Annotated in this window: 20 protein-coding genes and 2 tRNA genes; 11 read left to right on the top strand and 11 right to left on the bottom strand. The window is 66.0% G+C overall.

Annotation, left to right across the window (positions count from 1 at the left end; all coding sequences use genetic code 11):
* Positions 1–11 precede the first annotated feature (11 nt).
* The 3 genes from AB4Z32_RS15045 to AB4Z32_RS15035 are packed head-to-tail and all read right to left on the bottom strand — an operon-like array spanning position 12 to position 2,514.
* A complete protein-coding gene (locus AB4Z32_RS15045) occupies positions 12–1,451 on the bottom strand; it encodes a hypothetical protein (protein ID WP_442122660.1) in 1,440 nt (479 codons plus the stop codon).
* Entirely contained in the window at positions 1,452–1,877 is a 426-nt protein-coding gene (locus AB4Z32_RS15040; protein ID WP_442122659.1) for an ExbD/TolR family protein, read from the bottom strand. It abuts the gene before it with no gap.
* The gene (locus AB4Z32_RS15035; protein ID WP_442122658.1) at positions 1,867–2,514 is read right to left on the bottom strand and encodes a MotA/TolQ/ExbB proton channel family protein; all 648 of its coding nucleotides are present in this window, start codon (positions 2,512–2,514) and stop codon (positions 1,867–1,869) included. Before AB4Z32_RS15035 ends, AB4Z32_RS15040 begins: the two co-directional genes overlap by 11 nt.
* 198 nt (positions 2,515–2,712) lie before the next feature.
* On the opposite strand from AB4Z32_RS15035, the gene AB4Z32_RS15030 reads away from it, so the two are divergent.
* The 3 genes from AB4Z32_RS15030 to AB4Z32_RS15020 are packed head-to-tail and all read left to right on the top strand — an operon-like array spanning position 2,713 to position 4,125.
* The gene (locus AB4Z32_RS15030) at positions 2,713–3,105 is read left to right on the top strand and encodes a VOC family protein (protein WP_442122657.1); all 393 of its coding nucleotides are present in this window, start codon (positions 2,713–2,715) and stop codon (positions 3,103–3,105) included.
* Complete coding sequence (locus AB4Z32_RS15025; RefSeq protein ID WP_442122656.1) at positions 3,102–3,629, top strand: hypothetical protein; 528 nt, start codon at positions 3,102–3,104, stop codon at positions 3,627–3,629. Before AB4Z32_RS15030 ends, AB4Z32_RS15025 begins: the two co-directional genes overlap by 4 nt.
* Before the next feature lie 10 nt (positions 3,630–3,639).
* Positions 3,640–4,125 (top strand): hypothetical protein, encoded by a 486-nt coding sequence (locus AB4Z32_RS15020; protein WP_442122655.1) that lies wholly within the window; start codon positions 3,640–3,642, stop codon positions 4,123–4,125.
* A gap of 3 nt (positions 4,126–4,128) precedes the next feature.
* Here the strand turns inward: AB4Z32_RS15020 and proB are convergent, their stop codons facing one another.
* The 5 genes from proB to rplU all read right to left on the bottom strand — a co-directional run bounded on the left by proB (position 4,129) and on the right by rplU (position 7,589).
* Complete coding sequence (gene proB / locus AB4Z32_RS15015) at positions 4,129–5,256, bottom strand: glutamate 5-kinase (RefSeq protein WP_442122654.1); 1,128 nt, start codon at positions 5,254–5,256, stop codon at positions 4,129–4,131.
* Positions 5,253–5,663, bottom strand: a complete 411-nt coding sequence (locus tag AB4Z32_RS15010) for a hypothetical protein (RefSeq protein ID WP_442122653.1) — start codon at positions 5,661–5,663, stop codon at positions 5,253–5,255. Before AB4Z32_RS15010 ends, proB begins: the two co-directional genes overlap by 4 nt.
* Position 5,664: 1 nt before the next feature.
* Positions 5,665–6,777 (bottom strand): Obg family GTPase CgtA, encoded by a 1,113-nt coding sequence (cgtA, locus tag AB4Z32_RS15005; protein WP_442122652.1) that lies wholly within the window; start codon positions 6,775–6,777, stop codon positions 5,665–5,667.
* 189 nt (positions 6,778–6,966) lie between these two features.
* On the bottom strand, positions 6,967–7,239 hold the full coding sequence (gene rpmA / locus AB4Z32_RS15000; RefSeq protein WP_047824517.1) for a 50S ribosomal protein L27: 273 nt from the start codon (positions 7,237–7,239) through the stop codon (positions 6,967–6,969).
* 38 nt (positions 7,240–7,277) lie between these two features.
* Entirely contained in the window at positions 7,278–7,589 is a 312-nt protein-coding gene (gene rplU / locus AB4Z32_RS14995; protein WP_036230184.1) for a 50S ribosomal protein L21, read from the bottom strand.
* A 269-nt stretch (positions 7,590–7,858) separates the two neighbouring features.
* On the opposite strand from rplU, the gene ispB reads away from it, so the two are divergent.
* The 3 genes from ispB (at position 7,859) to AB4Z32_RS14980 (ending at position 9,086) form a co-directional block, all read left to right on the top strand.
* Positions 7,859–8,848 (top strand): octaprenyl diphosphate synthase, encoded by a 990-nt coding sequence (ispB, locus tag AB4Z32_RS14990; RefSeq protein WP_442122651.1) that lies wholly within the window; start codon positions 7,859–7,861, stop codon positions 8,846–8,848.
* A gap of 51 nt (positions 8,849–8,899) precedes the next feature.
* A tRNA-Pro gene (locus AB4Z32_RS14985) sits at positions 8,900–8,976 on the top strand.
* Between the two features lie 33 nt (positions 8,977–9,009).
* A tRNA-Pro gene (locus AB4Z32_RS14980) sits at positions 9,010–9,086 on the top strand.
* A 43-nt stretch (positions 9,087–9,129) separates the two neighbouring features.
* Here the strand turns inward: AB4Z32_RS14980 and AB4Z32_RS14975 are convergent.
* Positions 9,130–9,528 carry a hypothetical protein gene (locus AB4Z32_RS14975; protein ID WP_442122650.1) on the bottom strand — a complete coding sequence of 133 codons (399 nt, stop codon included), beginning with the start codon at positions 9,526–9,528 and terminating at the stop codon, positions 9,130–9,132.
* A gap of 389 nt (positions 9,529–9,917) precedes the next feature.
* On the opposite strand from AB4Z32_RS14975, the gene AB4Z32_RS14970 reads away from it, so the two are divergent.
* From AB4Z32_RS14970 to AB4Z32_RS14955, 4 genes are read left to right on the top strand one after another with little or no spacing between them, the layout of a single operon-like run.
* Positions 9,918–10,064: a hypothetical protein gene (locus tag AB4Z32_RS14970; RefSeq protein WP_442122649.1), complete on the top strand. Its 147-nt coding sequence runs from the start codon at positions 9,918–9,920 to the stop codon at positions 10,062–10,064.
* Positions 10,065–10,096: 32 nt separating this feature from the next.
* The gene (locus AB4Z32_RS14965) at positions 10,097–10,585 is read left to right on the top strand and encodes a MarR family winged helix-turn-helix transcriptional regulator (protein WP_442122648.1); all 489 of its coding nucleotides are present in this window, start codon (positions 10,097–10,099) and stop codon (positions 10,583–10,585) included.
* The gene (locus AB4Z32_RS14960) at positions 10,578–11,327 is read left to right on the top strand and encodes a class I SAM-dependent methyltransferase (protein ID WP_442122647.1); all 750 of its coding nucleotides are present in this window, start codon (positions 10,578–10,580) and stop codon (positions 11,325–11,327) included. Before AB4Z32_RS14965 ends, AB4Z32_RS14960 begins: the two co-directional genes overlap by 8 nt.
* 36 nt (positions 11,328–11,363) lie before the next feature.
* Complete coding sequence (locus AB4Z32_RS14955) at positions 11,364–12,014, top strand: glutathione S-transferase family protein (protein ID WP_442122646.1); 651 nt, start codon at positions 11,364–11,366, stop codon at positions 12,012–12,014.
* Positions 12,015–12,020: 6 nt separating this feature from the next.
* Here AB4Z32_RS14955 and AB4Z32_RS14950 read toward each other — a convergent pair whose 3' ends face one another.
* Positions 12,021–13,223: an MFS transporter gene (locus tag AB4Z32_RS14950; RefSeq protein ID WP_442122645.1), complete on the bottom strand. Its 1,203-nt coding sequence runs from the start codon at positions 13,221–13,223 to the stop codon at positions 12,021–12,023.
* A gap of 100 nt (positions 13,224–13,323) precedes the next feature.
* Between AB4Z32_RS14950 and AB4Z32_RS14945 the strand changes: the two genes are divergently transcribed.
* Complete coding sequence (locus AB4Z32_RS14945; protein ID WP_442122644.1) at positions 13,324–14,268, top strand: LysR family transcriptional regulator; 945 nt, start codon at positions 13,324–13,326, stop codon at positions 14,266–14,268.
* Between the two features lie 2 nt (positions 14,269–14,270).
* Here AB4Z32_RS14945 and AB4Z32_RS14940 read toward each other — a convergent pair whose 3' ends face one another.
* Positions 14,271–14,900, bottom strand: coding sequence for a head GIN domain-containing protein (locus AB4Z32_RS14940; protein ID WP_442122643.1), 630 nt, complete (start codon positions 14,898–14,900; stop codon positions 14,271–14,273).
* Between the last annotated feature and the right edge of the window lie 64 nt (positions 14,901–14,964).

Here is a 14,964-nt window from a genome sequence, read left to right as displayed (position 1 = left end):
AGTCTACAGCATCATGCTGGCGTGAGAACGACGGAAAAGAACATCAGGTTCGTGCCGTTGTAGAGCTTCAGCAGGATCGTGTTGCGGCCCTTGTGGAAGTGCAGCTTGCGCTGGCCTTCGGTCAGGTTCAACAGCGCCATCTGCGTGTCCAGCGTGGTGTAGGGCTGGCGGTACCAGGGCTTGTCGCCGTCGCCGCTGTTCCAGACCAGGCGGTCGTTGAACCACAGCCTGGTGTCGTCGTCCCCGCCGATGTGCATCCACATGTCGGTGTCCTCCTCGACCATGACCTCGGTGTAGGCGTAGTAGACCGCGCTCTCGGCGCGCGGGCGCGGCACGAAGGGATAGTCGGTGTCCTGCTGCCAGATCCAGCGCACCGGTTCGTCGTTCTTGCCGTAGTAGACCGCGTCCAGGTCGACGCCGCGCTCGGGCGGATAGACGGCCTCGATGCTGTCGCGTCCGCGGCCGGCGAAGGGACCGATCACGTACCATGTATTCAGGTAGATGCGGTTGGCGTAGCTGCCGCCGCGGCCCAGCGTGCGGCCGGCGCCGGTGCGCACCGTGGCCGCGTCGACGACCGGCGGCGCGAGGAATTCGCCGTAGCGGCGCTGGTCGCTGAAGCCTTCGCTCGACATGTCCAGGCTGCTGCCGGCCAGCGCAGTCGGCGTGTTCATCCCGAGGCCGCTGGCCAGGGCGTCGAGCCGGCCGCCCATCGACGCCGACTGGCCGCCCGGACCGTTGGTGGCGACGCCGCCGTTCATGGCCCCCAGCCCGCCCTGCCCGGCCTCGGCGGTCTTCGCGAGCTGGCCGGTCTGCCCACCCTGGCCGCCGCGGCTGCCCGGGCCACGCTGTTGCCCCTGCTGGCTCAGCTTGACGCCCTGCTGCTGCGCCATCAGCTGGGCGCGGCGCTGCGCCAACGCGGCCCTGGCGTCGGCGGCCAGCTTTGCCACCACCGCTTCCGGCCGGCCCTTGGGCAGCGCCGCCTTCGGCTTGCCCGCCTCCTCGGCCTGCACGCGCCTGAGCGCCTCGTTTTCGGGAATGCCCAGCACACGCGCCATCTCGGCGGCGCGCACTTCCTGCTGCACCTTCCCGATCGCCTCCATCAACTGGCGCGCCCGCCGTGCCGGATCGCTGGCCGGCGGCGCGCCCCTGGCCCCGCCCTCCCTGCCCTCTCCGGCGGACGCGCGTCCGTTGCTCTTCTCGAGCGCGTCCCGGATCTCTTCCATGCTCCGCAACTCGCGCTGCATCTCGCGGCGCGCGGTCTGCCGCAGCGATTCGTCCACCTGCGCGCGCAAGCCTTCGTCGCGCCTGAGTTCCACGCGCACCGGGCCGGCGCCGATCAGGGCAAGCAGCAGCACGCCATGCGCGGCGGCCGACAGCGGCAACCAGGGCCGGCGCAGCGCCAGCTGCCGCAGGCTCGCACGCTCGAGCTTCGGATCGGCCAGGGCTTCCATCTACTGCCGCCGCGTCAGCATCGCGATATTCGTCAGGCCCTCGAACTGGCACAGGTCCAGCACGCGGACGATGCTCTGGTAATGCACGCGGCCGTCGCCCTCGATGCGCACCGGGCGTCCCGGCTGGCGCCGCGCCTCCTCGCGCAGGCGCTCGTGCAGGGCTTCGGCGCCCATGCCTTCTCCGCCGATCGAGACGACGCCGGCCTGGTCGACCCGGATCACCAGCGGATCCGGCGCCGCCAGGGCGCGCACCGGCGTCGCACTGGCGCGCGGCAGCTGGATCGGCAGCGGCTTGTCCTTGTGCTGCTGCTCCTTTTGCTTGAACGAGGTCGCGACCATGAAGAACATCAGCAGGAAGAAGATGCAGTCGATCAGCGCGATCAGGCCGATCTCGGGCTGTTCGTCGTCGCCGAGGTCAATGCGCACGGTATTCCTCCCCCATGTGCTCCCGCGCGCGGGTCTCGTCCAGCAGCCTTCCCAGCTGGCGTTCGAGCGTGATGCCGATATTGACCATGCGGTTGCGGAAGAAGTGATGCATCGCCAGCGCGGGCAGCGCCACCGACAGCCCGGCCGCGGTGTTGACCAGCGCCTTCGAGATGCCGCCGGCCAGCAGGGTCGGATCGCCCATGCCGTTGAAGGCGATCACGTGGAAGGCTTCGATCATGCCGATCACGGTGCCCAGCAGGCCGACGATGGGCGCGATGGTGGCCACCACGTTCAGCGCATACGCCTTCTGCTGCTGCAGGCGCAGCTCGGTGGACGCGATCTCGGCGGAGCGCGCCGACAGGGTCTCGACCGGCAGGCGCGAATGGCCGGCCATGAATTCCAGTACCCGCGCCAGGCTGCTGCGGCTTGCGCCGGCGAGTGCCGCCAGGGCCGGGTAATCGCCGGCGCGCCACAGGTCGAGGGCTTCGTCGGCCAGCGCCTGCGGCGCCACCCTGGCCGCACGGAAGTTGGCGAAGCGCTCGAGCGACACGGCCAGTGCCAGCACGGACAGGGCGCCGATCACGACGATGCCGGTGCCGCCCTCCAGCAACTGTGAGGCGAGGTTCAATTCCTGCATGGCTATCCTTCCCGTGGATGTTCTTGATTTCGAGATAATGTAGCACGAAGCATCCATTAACTAGCAATCTTCATTTCCATGTTGTCGCAATAAAAATACTCGAATGATGCCGACTCAAGCTCTCTGCACCAGTTTCCTGATTCCCGGGATGCAACAATCCACGCACATTCGCCGCTCATAAACTGTTAGTCTTGCAACATGTTTTCTCATGTATTCGTCGGCACGGCCGACTTCGACCGCTCCCTCGCCTTCTACGAACCGCTGATGTCCCTGCTCGCCATCGCGCAGCGCTTCTGCGACCGCTCCCGTCCCTGGGCCGGCTGGCAACTGCCGGGCCAGCCGCGGCCGCTGTTCCTGGTCGGCGCGCCCTTCGAGGGCGAGCACGCCGCCGGCAACGGCCAGATGACGGCTTTTCTTGCCCCGGACCGTGCCACCGTCGACCGCGCCCATGCCCTCGCGCTCGCCCACGGCGGCAGCTGCGCCGGCGCCCCGGGACTGCGCCCCGACTACCACGCCAATTATTACGGCGCCTATTTCCGCGACCCCGACGGCAACAAGCTGTGCGTGGTCTGCCACGAGGCACGACCATGAACGATATTTACCGTCCGGCCCTGCTGCTTGCCTGCCTGTCCCTGGCCTGCGCGTGCAGCAGGACGGCTCCCGCACAGGACCCTGTCCACGATATCGAGACCGCCCGCCGCAATGCCGAAACCCTGCGTGCCACGCTGTCCGCACTGCCGCCGGCGTGCACGCTGGGAACGGCTGCGCGGGCGCCGCAGGGCAGCTGGCTGATCGCACCCAGGGCAATGCCGGAACCCGGCCGGCCTTCCACCTTCGTCGAGCTGTTCGATGCCCCGGCCACCGCCAGCGCGGTGCGCGCGGGACTGAACCGCGCGGCGCTCGCCGCGCTCGACAAGGTGGAAATCCGCGACGCCGAGGGCAAGTGGACCGGGCTCACGCCGGTCGGCGTCCACGAAGCGCCGGCCGGCTGCGGCTACGTGTGGCTGCAGCAGGACCTGGGCGGTGCGCGCCAGGTGGCGGCGCTGCGCTACACTTTCCGCCGCAGCGAAGAAGCGGTGATCCTGGCCGATGCCGCGATCTTCAAATCGAATTAAGGAGGACACCATGCCTGAGCATTTCATGACACGTGCGCGCGCCCGGTTGATGCTGATGTTGATGACCCTGAGCTGCGCGGCGGCGGCGCAGGCCGCCACCGGCGTGCGCTACGGCGTGGCGCCGGCACTGGACTGCAAACAGGCGGGCAAGACGGCCGCGCAGGGCCGCTGGGTGGAGGCGAACGGCGTCGCCGTCGAAGGCAGTCCGGCGCGCCGGATGAGCGTGAGCTTCGACCAACCGGTCGCCACCGACACGATCCATGCCGCGATGAACGGGATGGGCGCACGCGACCTGGCGCTGGTCGAAGTGCAGGATGGGAACGGCGGCTGGCATAAGGCCTGGGAGGGACGTATGCCGGCGCCGGCGCCGGGTGTCGAGCAGACCTGCTTCGAACAGCAGCTGCCGCAGAAGCAGGTGGTAGAGGGCCTGCGCTTCACTTTCCGCGCAGCGGAAGACCAGGTCGAGCTCAATCACGCGGCGCTGCTGCGCCGCTGACTGTCAGAGCAGCACCAGGTTATCCCGGTGCACCAGCTCCGGCGCCTCGACATAACCGAGGATAGACTCGATCTCGGACGAGGCATGGCGCATGATGCGCTTCACTTCAGAAGCGGTGTAGTTGGTCAGCCCGCGCGCGATCTCGGCGCCGTCTTCGTTCACGCAGGAGACGAGGGCGCCGCGCCCGAATTCGCCGCGCACGGCGGACACGCCGATCGGCAGCAACGACTTCCCTTCCTTCACCAGTTTCTGCACGGCGCCGGCATCCAGCACCAGTTCGCCGGCCGTGTGCAGGTGGTCGACCATCCACTGGCGGCGCGCGGTCAGGCGCGCGGTCGGCGCCAGCAGCTGGGTGCCGATCGCCTCGCCGCCGGCCAGGCGCACCAGCACATTGTCTTCCCTGCCCCAGGCGATCACGGTATGCGCGCCCGAACGCGCGGCGCGCTTGGCGGCCAGCACCTTGGTCAGCATCCCGCCGCGGCCGATGCTGCTGCCGGCGCCGCCGGCCATCGCTTCGAGCGTGGTGTCGCCGGCTTCGGCTTCCTGGATCAGCTTCGCGGACGGGTCCTTGCGCGGATCGGCCGAATACAAACCTTTCTGGTCGGTCAGGATGACCAGACCATCGGCCTCGATCAGGTTGGCGACCAGGGCGCCGAGGGTGTCGTTGTCGCCAAACTTGATCTCGTCGGTGACCACGGTGTCGTTCTCGTTGATGATCGGGACCACGCCCAGGCGCAGCAACGTGGTCAAGGTGGAGCGCGCATTCAAATAGCGTTCGCGGTCGGCCAGGTCGGCGTGGGTCAGCAGAACCTGGGCGGTCTTGACGCCGTGGGTGGCGAAGCTGGTTTCGTAGATCTGGGCCAGGCCCATCTGGCCGCAGGCGGCGCAGGCCTGCAGTTCGTGGATGTCGGTCGGGCGTGCGGAAAAGCCGAGGCGCAGCATGCCTTCGGCGATCGCGCCGGAAGACACCAGCACGACTTCCTTGCCGAGGGTGCGCAGCGAGGCGATCTGCGCGGCCCAGCGCGCGATGGCGGCGTTATCGAGGCCGCGGCCTTCGTTGGTGACGAGCGAGGAGCCGACCTTGACGATGATGCGGGCGGCCTGTTGGATGACGGAGGTGGCAGGATTCATGGCGACAGAAGCTTTCCGTGCGGGCGGAGCAGCAGCAGCGCCAGGCCGACCAGCAGCTCGATCCCGCTAACGACGAACAATGAGCCCTGGGGCAGGCCGATCGCGAAGGACGCGACGATGCGGCCGAGCGGCTGCGCCAGGATGAATAATGCTGCGAGGTCGCCGAGGATGGGCTGGTCGCCCCGCCTGGCCGCCAGCAGAGCCAGCCCCGCGGTGGCGAGGCGCACTCCGACATAGATGGCGTAGAACTGGCTGTAGCCGTTCACGCCGACGAGAAACAGTCCCAGCGCGTTGGCGATCCGGTCCGGATCGAGCAATGCCGACAGCGCGGCCAGCGAACTGGCCACGGCGGTCACCTGCAGCAGCTGGCTGCGCAGGTGGAGGCGACGCGACGGGCTTGGCAGCAAATCAGTCTTCGAGGATCTTGAAGCGGGGATCGTCCGGATCGATGGACGAGATGCCGCGCGCTTCTTCGGTCATCTGCTTTTCTTCCGAGCGGTGTTCCGCGTGGCGCTTCTCTTCCAGGTACTGGTAGATCGCGTGGATGAGGTCTTCGCAGCCTTCGCGGTTCAGGGCCGAGATCTCGAAGACCGGACCCTTCCAGGCCAGCTTCTTGACGAAGTCCTTGACCAGCTTCTTGCGCTCGTCCGGAGGCACGACGTCCAGCTTGTTCAATACCAGCCAGCGCGGCTTGTTGACCAGTTCCTCGTCGTACTTCTCGAGTTCCTTGACCAGGGCCTTGGTGTCCTTGACCGGGTCGCTCTTGCCGTCCGCCGGCGCAAAGTCGACGATGTGCAGCAGCAGGCCGGTGCGGCTCAGGTGGCGCAGGAACTGGTGACCCAGGCCAGCGCCTTCCGCCGCGCCTTCGATCAGGCCCGGGATGTCGGCGATCACGAAGCTCTTCGCGTGCGAGACGCGCACCACGCCGAGGTTCGGATGCAGGGTCGTGAACGGATAGTCGGCGATCTTCGGACGCGCGTTCGACACGGCGGTGATGAAGGTCGACTTGCCGGCGTTCGGCATGCCCAGCAGGCCGACGTCGGCCAGCACCTTCAGCTCGAGGCGCAGCGCGCGGCGCTCGCCTTCCTTGCCTTCGGTCTTCTGGCGCGGCGCGCGGTTGGTCGAGGTCTTGAAGTGGATGTTGCCCCAGCCGCCCTCGCCACCCTTGGCCAGCAGTTCGACCTGCTCGTGTTCGGTAAGGTCGGCGATGATCTCGCCATTGTTATCGTCGATGATCAGGGTGCCGACCGGCATGCGCAGGTAGACATCCTCGGCGCCCTTGCCGTAGCAGTCGGAGCCGCGGCCCGGTTCGCCGTTGCGCGCCGTGTGGACCTTGGAGAAACGGAAATCGACCAGCGTGTTGACGTTGCGGTCGGCGATCGCCCAGATCGAGCCGCCGCGGCCGCCGTCGCCGCCGTCCGGACCGCCGAAGGGACGGAATTTCTCGCGTCGGAACGAGGCGCAGCCGTTGCCGCCGTCACCGCCGATGACTTCGATTCTTGCTTCGTCGATAAACTTCATGATGAACCACCAAAACTGAGGGCTATGTCACTGTTAAATGTGCCACAAGATGGGCCCATGGATCCGCACTTAACGGTGACAACGCCAGAAATTAAAAAGGCCCTACCTGAGGGCAGAGCCTATCGATTGCAAGGCTTGCGCCTCACGTCGCGGAACCTTGCCAGAGCGAGGTTCCGCTGGCCGCTTTATTTAAGCAGCGACTGCTTCAGCAGCAACGACGGTCACGTACTGCTTCGAGCCGACGCCTTGCTTGACGAACTTCACGGTACCGTTCACCAGGGCGAACAGGGTGTGGTCCTTGCCCAGGCCAACGTTGGTGCCCGGACGGATGGTGGTGCCGCGCTGACGCATGATGATGCCGCCTGCGTTGATCGACTGGCCGCCGTAGACTTTCACGCCAAGGCGTTTGCTTTCTGAGTCACGGCCGTTGCGGGTAGTACCGCCGCCTTTTTTGTGTGCCATTTAGATGCTCCTTGATGACTGATGAGGACGCGCGGCAATTAGCCGTTGATCGCAACCACTTGGATTTCGGTGTAGTTCTGGCGATGGCCCTGACGCTTCTGGTAGTGCTTACGACGACGCATCTTGAAGATACGCACTTTGTCGTGACGACCGTGCGAAACAACAGTCACGCGAACCGAAGCACCTTCCACCAGCGGAGCACCAAATTTGATGCTCTCGCCCTCGCCGACGGCGAGAACCTGATCGATAGTGAGTTCGGAACCAATGTCTGCCGGTATCTGTTCTACTTTGAGTTTTTCGCCAGCGACAACTTTGTATTGCTTGCCACCGGTTTTTATGACCGCGTACATGATTTGAAACCTCATTAATTGTTTAAAGAAATTCCAGCGAACCCGGCGTACAGCGTGCCCAGGATTCGGGGAACAGAGGATTATACATAATTTGGTGCAGGGCGTCAAAACTGCTGTGGCAGCGAAACCTCATGCCGCTTCCGCAGCCGCACGTGGCAAAGGCCTCCTCCCGGCCAAACCGATGTGAAAAAGCGCGAGTTTTGCTTGCTTATCGTATAATCGCGCCACTTATCACATCCACACCGCCCACAACGTCACGCAGGTCCGCCTTGTCCGCCGCCACCAATACCGCCCAACAGAACCCCATCACCCGCACGATCGCAACCGACATGGAGGCCGTCAACGGCGTGATCCGACAGCGGCTTCAGTCGGACGTCGCACTGGTGAACCAGATCGCCGAATACATCATCAGCGCCGGTGGCAAGCGGATCCGTCCGGTACTGGTGTTACTGCTGGCCAACGCCTACGGCTACAAAGGCGCCGGCCATCACGAACTGGCCGCCGTGGTGGAGTTCATCCACACCGCGACCCTGCTGCACGACGACGTGGTCGACGAATCCTCGATGCGCCGCGGCCGCCAGACCGCCAACGCGATGTTCGGCAACGCCGCCTCGGTGCTGGTCGGCGACTACCTGTACTCGCGCGCCTTCGAGATGATGACCAGCCTGGACAACATGCGCGTGATGGAAATCCTGTCGCGCGCCACCACCGTCATCGCCGAGGGTGAAGTCCTGCAGCTGCTGAACATGCACGATCCAGACGTCACCCAGGAAAGCTACCTGACCGTGATCCGCTCCAAGACGGCCAAGCTGTTCGAGGCCGCCGCCCAGCTCGGCGCCCTGGTGGCCGGCGCCAACGACGCCCAGATCGACGCCGCCGGCGAGTACGGCCGCTCGCTGGGCACCGCCTTCCAGCTGATCGACGACGTGCTCGACTATGCCGGCGACGCCGCCGAGATCGGCAAGAACGTCGGCGACGACCTGCGCGAAGGCAAGCCCACCCTGCCCCTGATCTACGTGATGGAAAACGGCAGCGCCGAGCAGCGCGAACTGATCCGCAGCTGCATCGAACAGGGCGACGAGACCCATTTCGACGCCGTGCTGTCGGCCGTCACCACCAGCGGTGCGCTCGACTATACGCGCCGGGAAGCCGAAGCCGCCGCCGAGCGCGCAGCCGCCGCCATCGCCGACCTGCCGGAGAGCGAATACAAGCAAAGCCTGCTCCAGCTGTGCAGCTTCGCAGTTGACAGGAACCACTGAGGCAACTATAGTAATGCCTTCCCGAGATTCGGCGACGGATCTCAAACCAGTCGGGGTGTAGCTTAGCCCGGTAGAGCGCTACGTTCGGGACGTAGAGGCCGGAGGTTCGAATCCTCTCACCCCGACCATCAGTGTTTTCCCTCAGCAGTACCCATACCAGTCGGGGTGTAGCTTAGCCCGGTAGAGCGCTACGTTCGGGACGTAGAGGCCGGAGGTTCGAATCCTCTCACCCCGACCACCTCATCTTGCTGGTTCACAGCGATCCTTCCTGCCAGCCGCACTCACTCCGCTCTACGCTGTTTCAGCAATTTATTGATTTCGTTAACGGCGTTCTGCTCGTCGATTTGGAAACCATTTGGCTCGATGGTGGCCTTGAGCGTCTGAAAACCGACAAAGAGGCCGCCGGCTCCCATGAGGAACGACGCCAGATCAGCCTTGCCATTGATGGTCGCCCACGCAGCAGCGCTCGCAAACAAGAGAACACAAAGTACGTAGAGTGGCCTCAACCTCTTGATTTTCCTCGCCTGCTCAAGGCGGATATTTTCCTGTCTGAAGGGCCGCTCCTCCAGCAACTCTTCATTCGAGCAATAGATCAGCAGTTTGTGCTGATTATGCGAGTTGTCGGTTACGTTAAAGTCTCCCTGGACGTTGATCTGCCCACTATTATTAAAATCTTGCAACGGCAATCTCCTTGATTCGCTTTATCGTCATCTTGGGCACTTTTGGCGCCTGTCCCGAAAAGTATCTTAGCATCAATACGGCATCGGCAAATTGAGGGCAAGGTGCCGCGACACGGCTTGCCGCACCTCCATGGCAACATGACGGAAATGAAAAAACGTGCACACAAGCAGGATGAGGATGCCTTCCGGCGCTTCATGCGCAAACTTAGCGCAGCTCTGCCGTCTGAAGGAGTGCCGGCCGATCCAGACGAGGCGAGGATCACCGAACTGGAACGGCGCGTCAACGCGATACGGCGCGGCATGCGCAGGACGGCAAGGCGCCCCGCCGCCCGATAGGCCATGCCACGCCGCCGTTCCTGGTACCGGCGCCGGTCGAGGCCGCGGACCTGGTGTTCGCCTCGGACATCCTCCCCATCCTCGCCATCCTCGTCTTTATCGGCGCCAGGATGCTGCTGCCGGACGTGGTCGGGCTGATGCTGGCGGCGGCGGTCGCGGCCAATCCGCTGACGTCGAGGACGGATCCACCGCGTCGTTGAATTTACATTAGCGCTAATGTATTATCGGGCGCATGGATACCAGACAGAATCCCGGACTCGGCGAACTGCTCCGCTACGTCAACGACCTCGTCGAACAGGGCGCCGAGGAACATTACCGTGCCATGCGCCTGAATTACCGGGCGCGCTACACACCGGTACTGCGCGCCCTGCATGCCGGCGCCCGCACCGTCACCGACATCACCGAAAGCACCCGCCTGACGCAAGGCGCGATCAGCCAGACCGTCGCCCTGCTGGACGGCGACGGACTCGTGTCACGCCACGCCCTCGACGACGGGCGCAAGACCGGCATCCGGCTCACCGCGTCCGGCCGCGCCCTGGTCCGCAAGCTGGAACGGCACTGGACCGCGACCTTTGCCGCCATCGACCGCCTGGAACAGGAAATCGGCTATCCGCTCAGGCGGGCGCTGGAGGCCGCGGCCGGGGCCCTGGAGCGCGAAGGCTTCGCGTCCCGCGTGATGGCCGCGAAAACCGAACTACAAGGAGAGAATGCCAATGACTAATCCACCGGCACGCAACTGGTTCGACCAGGGTGGCCGCGCCTACGCCCGCTTCCGCCCCGAATACCCGCGCGAGCTCGCGGCCTGGCTGGCCTCGCTGGCGCCGGACCACGACACCGCCGTCGACGTCGGCTGCGGCAACGGGCAACTGACCCAGCTTCTGGCGCCCTGGTTCAATAAAGTGGTCGGGCTCGATCCGAGCGCCGACCAGATCGCGAACGCCATCCCGAACGAGCGCATCGCATACCGCTGCGCGCCGGCCGAGCAGCTTCCCCTGCTTGATGCCAGCGCCAGCCTGATCACCGCGGCCCAGGCCGCGCACTGGTTCGACCTGCCGGCCTTCTACCGCGAGGTGCGCCGGATCGCCAGGCCGGGTGCGGCCGTGGCCCTGGTCAGCTATGGCGTGATGAAACTCGAAGCGGAACTCGACGAGCGCTTCCAGAAGTTCTATTGGGACGAGATCGGGCCCTACTGGCCGCCGGAGCGCAAGCTGGTCGACAGCGGCTACGCCACCATCGCCTTCCCCTTCGAGGAGCTGGCGCCGCCCGCGCTGGAGATCCGCCTCGACTGGCACCTGTCCGAATTCCTCGGCTATCTGACCACCTGGTCGGCCGTGCGCAGCGCCAGGGAAGCGGGACGGGAAGACCTGCTGATCGCCTTCGCCAACGATATCGGTGCGGCCTGGGGCGACCCGAACCGCAGGCGGCCGGTGCGCTGGCCCATCAATATGCGGATCGGTAGATAATCACCGTTCGATCGCCATCGCCGAAAGGACCCGCACATGAGCATCACCATCACCGCTTTCGAACGCTCGCCGGACGGCGGCAAGGGACTGGCGCGCGACACCCGCGTGCGCTGGGCACTGGAAGAAGCCGGCCAGCCCTACGCGGTGCGCCTGCTGTCCTTCGGCGCGATGAAGGAAGCCGCCCACCTGGCGCTCAATCCCTTCGGCCAGATCCCGACCTACGAGGAAGACGGTCTGGCGCTGTTCGAGACCGGCGCGATCGTCTTCCATATCGCCCAGCGCTTTGCCGGCCTGCTGCCGGTGGATGCGCATGCCCGGGCACGCGCCATTACCTGGATGTTCGCGGCGCTGAATACCGTGGAGCCGCCTATCCTCGACCTGTTCACCGCCAGGATCCTCGAGGGCGACAAACCATGGGCCGCGGAGCGCCTGCCGCTGGTCGGGGATCGCGTACGCAGCCGCCTGCGGCAGCTGTCCGCTCGCCTTGGCGATGCCGACTGGCTCGACGGCGCATTCAGCGCGGGCGACCTGATGATGGTGTCGGTGCTGCTGAGGGCAAGGTCGTCCGGCATCCTGGCCGAGTTTCCGAACCTAGCCGCCTATGTCGCGCGCGGCGAAGCGCGCCCGGCCTACCGGCGCGCTTTCGCCGCGCAGCTGGCGGTCAATACTGCCCCGCCGCCGGGCTGATTTCCCTCAGTTGCGGGCCCGCAGGCGTACCAGCAGCGCGCCGATCGAGGAGACCGTGGCCAGCAGCACCACGCCGGTCCAGCCCCAGGCCGCCAGAGCCTGGGCGCCCAGCAGGCCGCCCAGCGACATGCCGACGAACATGCAGGTCATCAGGATCGCGTTCAGGCGGCTGCGCGCTTCCGGTGCGATGCCGTAGACGATGGTCTGGTGCGAGATCAGGCTGGCCTGCACGCCCAGGTCGAAGCCGACCGTGGCCAGGGCCAGCAGGGCCAGCTGGGCCGGCGCCGGCAGCAGCGGCATCAGGAACATCGATGCGAACGAGACCACGGTCACGCCGACGGTGATGCGGATGACGCGGGCCGGGCCATGTCGGTCGGCCAGGCGGCCGGCGAAGGGCGCGGCCAGGGCGCCCATGGCGCCGGCCAGGCCGAAGGAACCGGCGGCGGCCGAACCGAGGTGGAACGGGGCTTCGTGCAGCATCACGGCCAGGGTCGACCAGAAGGCCGAGAAACCGAGCGCCAGCAGGGCCTGGGCCAGCGCCGCCTGGCGCAGCTTCGGATATTGGGCCCACAGGTGGGCCAGCGACTTCAGCAGCGCCGGATAGGATTGGGTGCTGGTCGGCGCGAAACGCGGCAGGCCCCTGGCCAGCACCACCGCCAGCAGCGCGACGCTGACCGCGGCGGCAATGAACACGGTGCGCCAGCCAAAGTTCTCGGCGACGAAGCCGCTCACCACGCGCGACAGCAGGATGCCCATCAGCAGGCCCGTCATCACGGTGCCGACCGCCTTGCCGCGTTCGTGCGGCGGGGCCAGCGTGGCGGCGGCGGGGACGATGTCCTGGGCCACGGTGGCGAACAGGCCGACCAGCAGGCTGGCCGCCAGCAGCACGCCGAGGCCGGGCGCCAGGCCGGTCAGCAGCAGCGCCGCGCACAGGATCACGGCCTTCAGCAGGATGATGTTGCGGCGGTCGAAGCGGTCGCCCAGCGGCGCGAGCAGCAGCAGGCCGATCGCGTAGCCGAACTGGGTGAGGGTCGGGATCCAGCCGATCTGGCGCGGGCTCGCGTGCAGGTCGCCGGCCAGCACGCCGAGCGTCGGCTGGCTGTAATAGAGGGCGGCGACGGTCAGGCCGGTGCCGCCGGCCAGCAGGAAGGTCAGCGACGACGATAGATGCGGCTGGGCCGGTTTCACGGTGGTGGTAGCGGAATTCATGGCGATGTGTTGTTGTTGGCTTTGAGGATGCTGCCATTATCGTCAGTACGGCCCGCGTATGGTAGACGCGCGTAACGTCGAAGTGTTATACGATGAACGTATGAACCTTGACCTCAACGGCGTTGTTTCCACCGCCGATCGCATGATGCTCGTGGAGACCTTCGTTCGCATCGTGGAGGCCGGCAGCCTGTCGGCGGCGGCGCGGCTCCTGGAGACCACCCAGCCGACCATCAGCCGGCGTCTCAAGACCCTGGAGAAATCGCTGGGCGTGCGCCTGCTGCAGCGCTCCACCCATGCGATGAAGCTGACCGACGACGGCATGCGCTGCTATACGCGGGCCAAGGAGCTGATCGCCGGCTGGCAGGAATTCGAGAGCGAGATCCGCGGCGCCGGCGAGGAACCGGTCGGGCTGCTGCGTGTGATCGCGCCACACGCCTTCGGCCAGCAGCAACTGGTGACGCCGCTGGTGGAGTACCTGAAGCGCTATCCGAAGATGACGGTCGACTGGACCTTGCACGACCGCACCCCGGACTTCATCGCCGAAGGTATCGACTGCGCGATCCGGGTCGGCGACATTCCCGACCCTTCGGTGGTGGCGATCCGGCTGGGCGAGGTGCCGCGCATCGTGGTGTGCGCGCCCGCCGTGCTGGAAGGCGGCGCGGTGCCCACCCACCCGGAGCAGCTGGCGGCCCTGCCCTGGATCTCGGTCTTCCCCTTCTACCGCAACGAGGTCGCGCTGACCCACGGCCAGAGCGGCGAGACGCTGCGCATTCCGATCCAGCCGCGCATGTTCACCGATAACCTGTACGCGATGCGCAATGCGGCCATGCTGGGCGTGGGCGTGGCGCTCGGCTCCTCCTGGGCGCTGCGCGAAGAACTGGAGGCCGGCCGCCTGGTGCAGCTGACGCCGGACTGGCATGCCGCGCCGCTGCCCATCCACCTGATCTATCCGCCGGCGCGCTTCTATCCGGCGCGGCTGCGGCGCTTCATCGACATCATGAAGGTGGCGGTGCCGCAGGCTTTCGGGATCCTGCCGCCGGGCTGAACTCAGTCGCCGGCCTTCACCGAACCGATGCCGCCGACCGATTTATTGACCGTGGCCGGCTTGCCGTAATAGGTCAGGCTGCCCATGCCCTGCACGACGGCGTCGAGCCGGTTCTTCGCATAGACCTTGACGTCGCCGATGCCGCGGAAGCGGATGTCGACATCGTTGGCGATCAGGGCCCTCGAATCGACTTCGCCCACGCCTTCGGCCTGCATCTTGAAGGTCTTCACTTCGCCGTTGATGCCCATACTGCCGGCACCACGGTAGTTCACGTCGAGGCGCTCGCCGCGGATGTGATTCAGCTTGATCTCGCCGGCGCCTTCGACGGCGATGGCGCGCAGCTCCGGCATGGTGATGGCGATGCGCTGGTCGCCATCCTTGGTGCTGTAGCTCTTGTTACGCATGTGCAGGCGCAGTTCGCCATTCACGACTTCGCTCGTCAGCTCCTTGAGGAAACGGGGGTCGCCGCGCACCGTCAGCGACTGCGCCTTGCCGGCGTCCACGGTGACGCTGATCGGACCCTGCACGCTGATCGAGGTGAAGGCCGGCGTGGTGCGGACCTCGCTCTCCGCCTGCGCGCCGGCGGCGGCGATGGAAAGGGCGGCGGCAACTGCAAGTGTGAATGGACGCATTGCATACTCTCGGTGGGGGTTAAGGTGAAATCATTGTAAGCATGAAGTCCCCGCCATATTGTCT

Origin of the sequence: Massilia sp. 2TAF26 (genome assembly GCF_052115005.1) — a bacterium.
In the GTDB taxonomy this organism is placed as follows: Bacteria; Pseudomonadota; Gammaproteobacteria; order Burkholderiales; family Burkholderiaceae_D; genus Telluria.
Note: the sequence above shows the minus strand (reverse complement) of the source record. Positions and strands in the feature narration are given on the sequence as shown.

Bases quoted from the DNA above. Each gene is read 5' to 3' on its own strand.
- AB4Z32_RS15045 (WP_442122660.1), bottom strand. From the start codon at position 1,451: ATGGAAGCCCTGGCCGATCCGAAGCTCGAGCGTGCGAGCCTGCGGCAG.
- AB4Z32_RS15035 (WP_442122658.1), bottom strand. From the start codon at position 2,514: ATGCAGGAATTGAACCTCGCCTCACAGTTGCTGGAGGGCGGCACCGGC.
- AB4Z32_RS15030 (WP_442122657.1), top strand. From the start codon at position 2,713: ATGTTTTCTCATGTATTCGTCGGCACGGCCGACTTCGACCGCTCCCTC.
- AB4Z32_RS15025 (WP_442122656.1), top strand. From the start codon at position 3,102: ATGAACGATATTTACCGTCCGGCCCTGCTGCTTGCCTGCCTGTCCCTG.
- AB4Z32_RS15020 (WP_442122655.1), top strand. From the start codon at position 3,640: ATGCCTGAGCATTTCATGACACGTGCGCGCGCCCGGTTGATGCTGATG.
- proB (WP_442122654.1), bottom strand. From the start codon at position 5,256: ATGAATCCTGCCACCTCCGTCATCCAACAGGCCGCCCGCATCATCGTC.
- cgtA (WP_442122652.1), bottom strand. From the start codon at position 6,777: ATGAAGTTTATCGACGAAGCAAGAATCGAAGTCATCGGCGGTGACGGC.
- rpmA (WP_047824517.1), bottom strand. From the start codon at position 7,239: ATGGCACACAAAAAAGGCGGCGGTACTACCCGCAACGGCCGTGACTCA.
- rplU (WP_036230184.1), bottom strand. From the start codon at position 7,589: ATGTACGCGGTCATAAAAACCGGTGGCAAGCAATACAAAGTTGTCGCT.
- AB4Z32_RS14965 (WP_442122648.1), top strand. From the start codon at position 10,097: ATGGATACCAGACAGAATCCCGGACTCGGCGAACTGCTCCGCTACGTC.
- AB4Z32_RS14960 (WP_442122647.1), top strand. From the start codon at position 10,578: ATGACTAATCCACCGGCACGCAACTGGTTCGACCAGGGTGGCCGCGCC.
- AB4Z32_RS14955 (WP_442122646.1), top strand. From the start codon at position 11,364: ATGAGCATCACCATCACCGCTTTCGAACGCTCGCCGGACGGCGGCAAG.
- AB4Z32_RS14950 (WP_442122645.1), bottom strand. From the start codon at position 13,223: ATGAATTCCGCTACCACCACCGTGAAACCGGCCCAGCCGCATCTATCG.
- AB4Z32_RS14945 (WP_442122644.1), top strand. From the start codon at position 13,324: ATGAACCTTGACCTCAACGGCGTTGTTTCCACCGCCGATCGCATGATG.
- AB4Z32_RS14940 (WP_442122643.1), bottom strand. From the start codon at position 14,900: ATGCGTCCATTCACACTTGCAGTTGCCGCCGCCCTTTCCATCGCCGCC.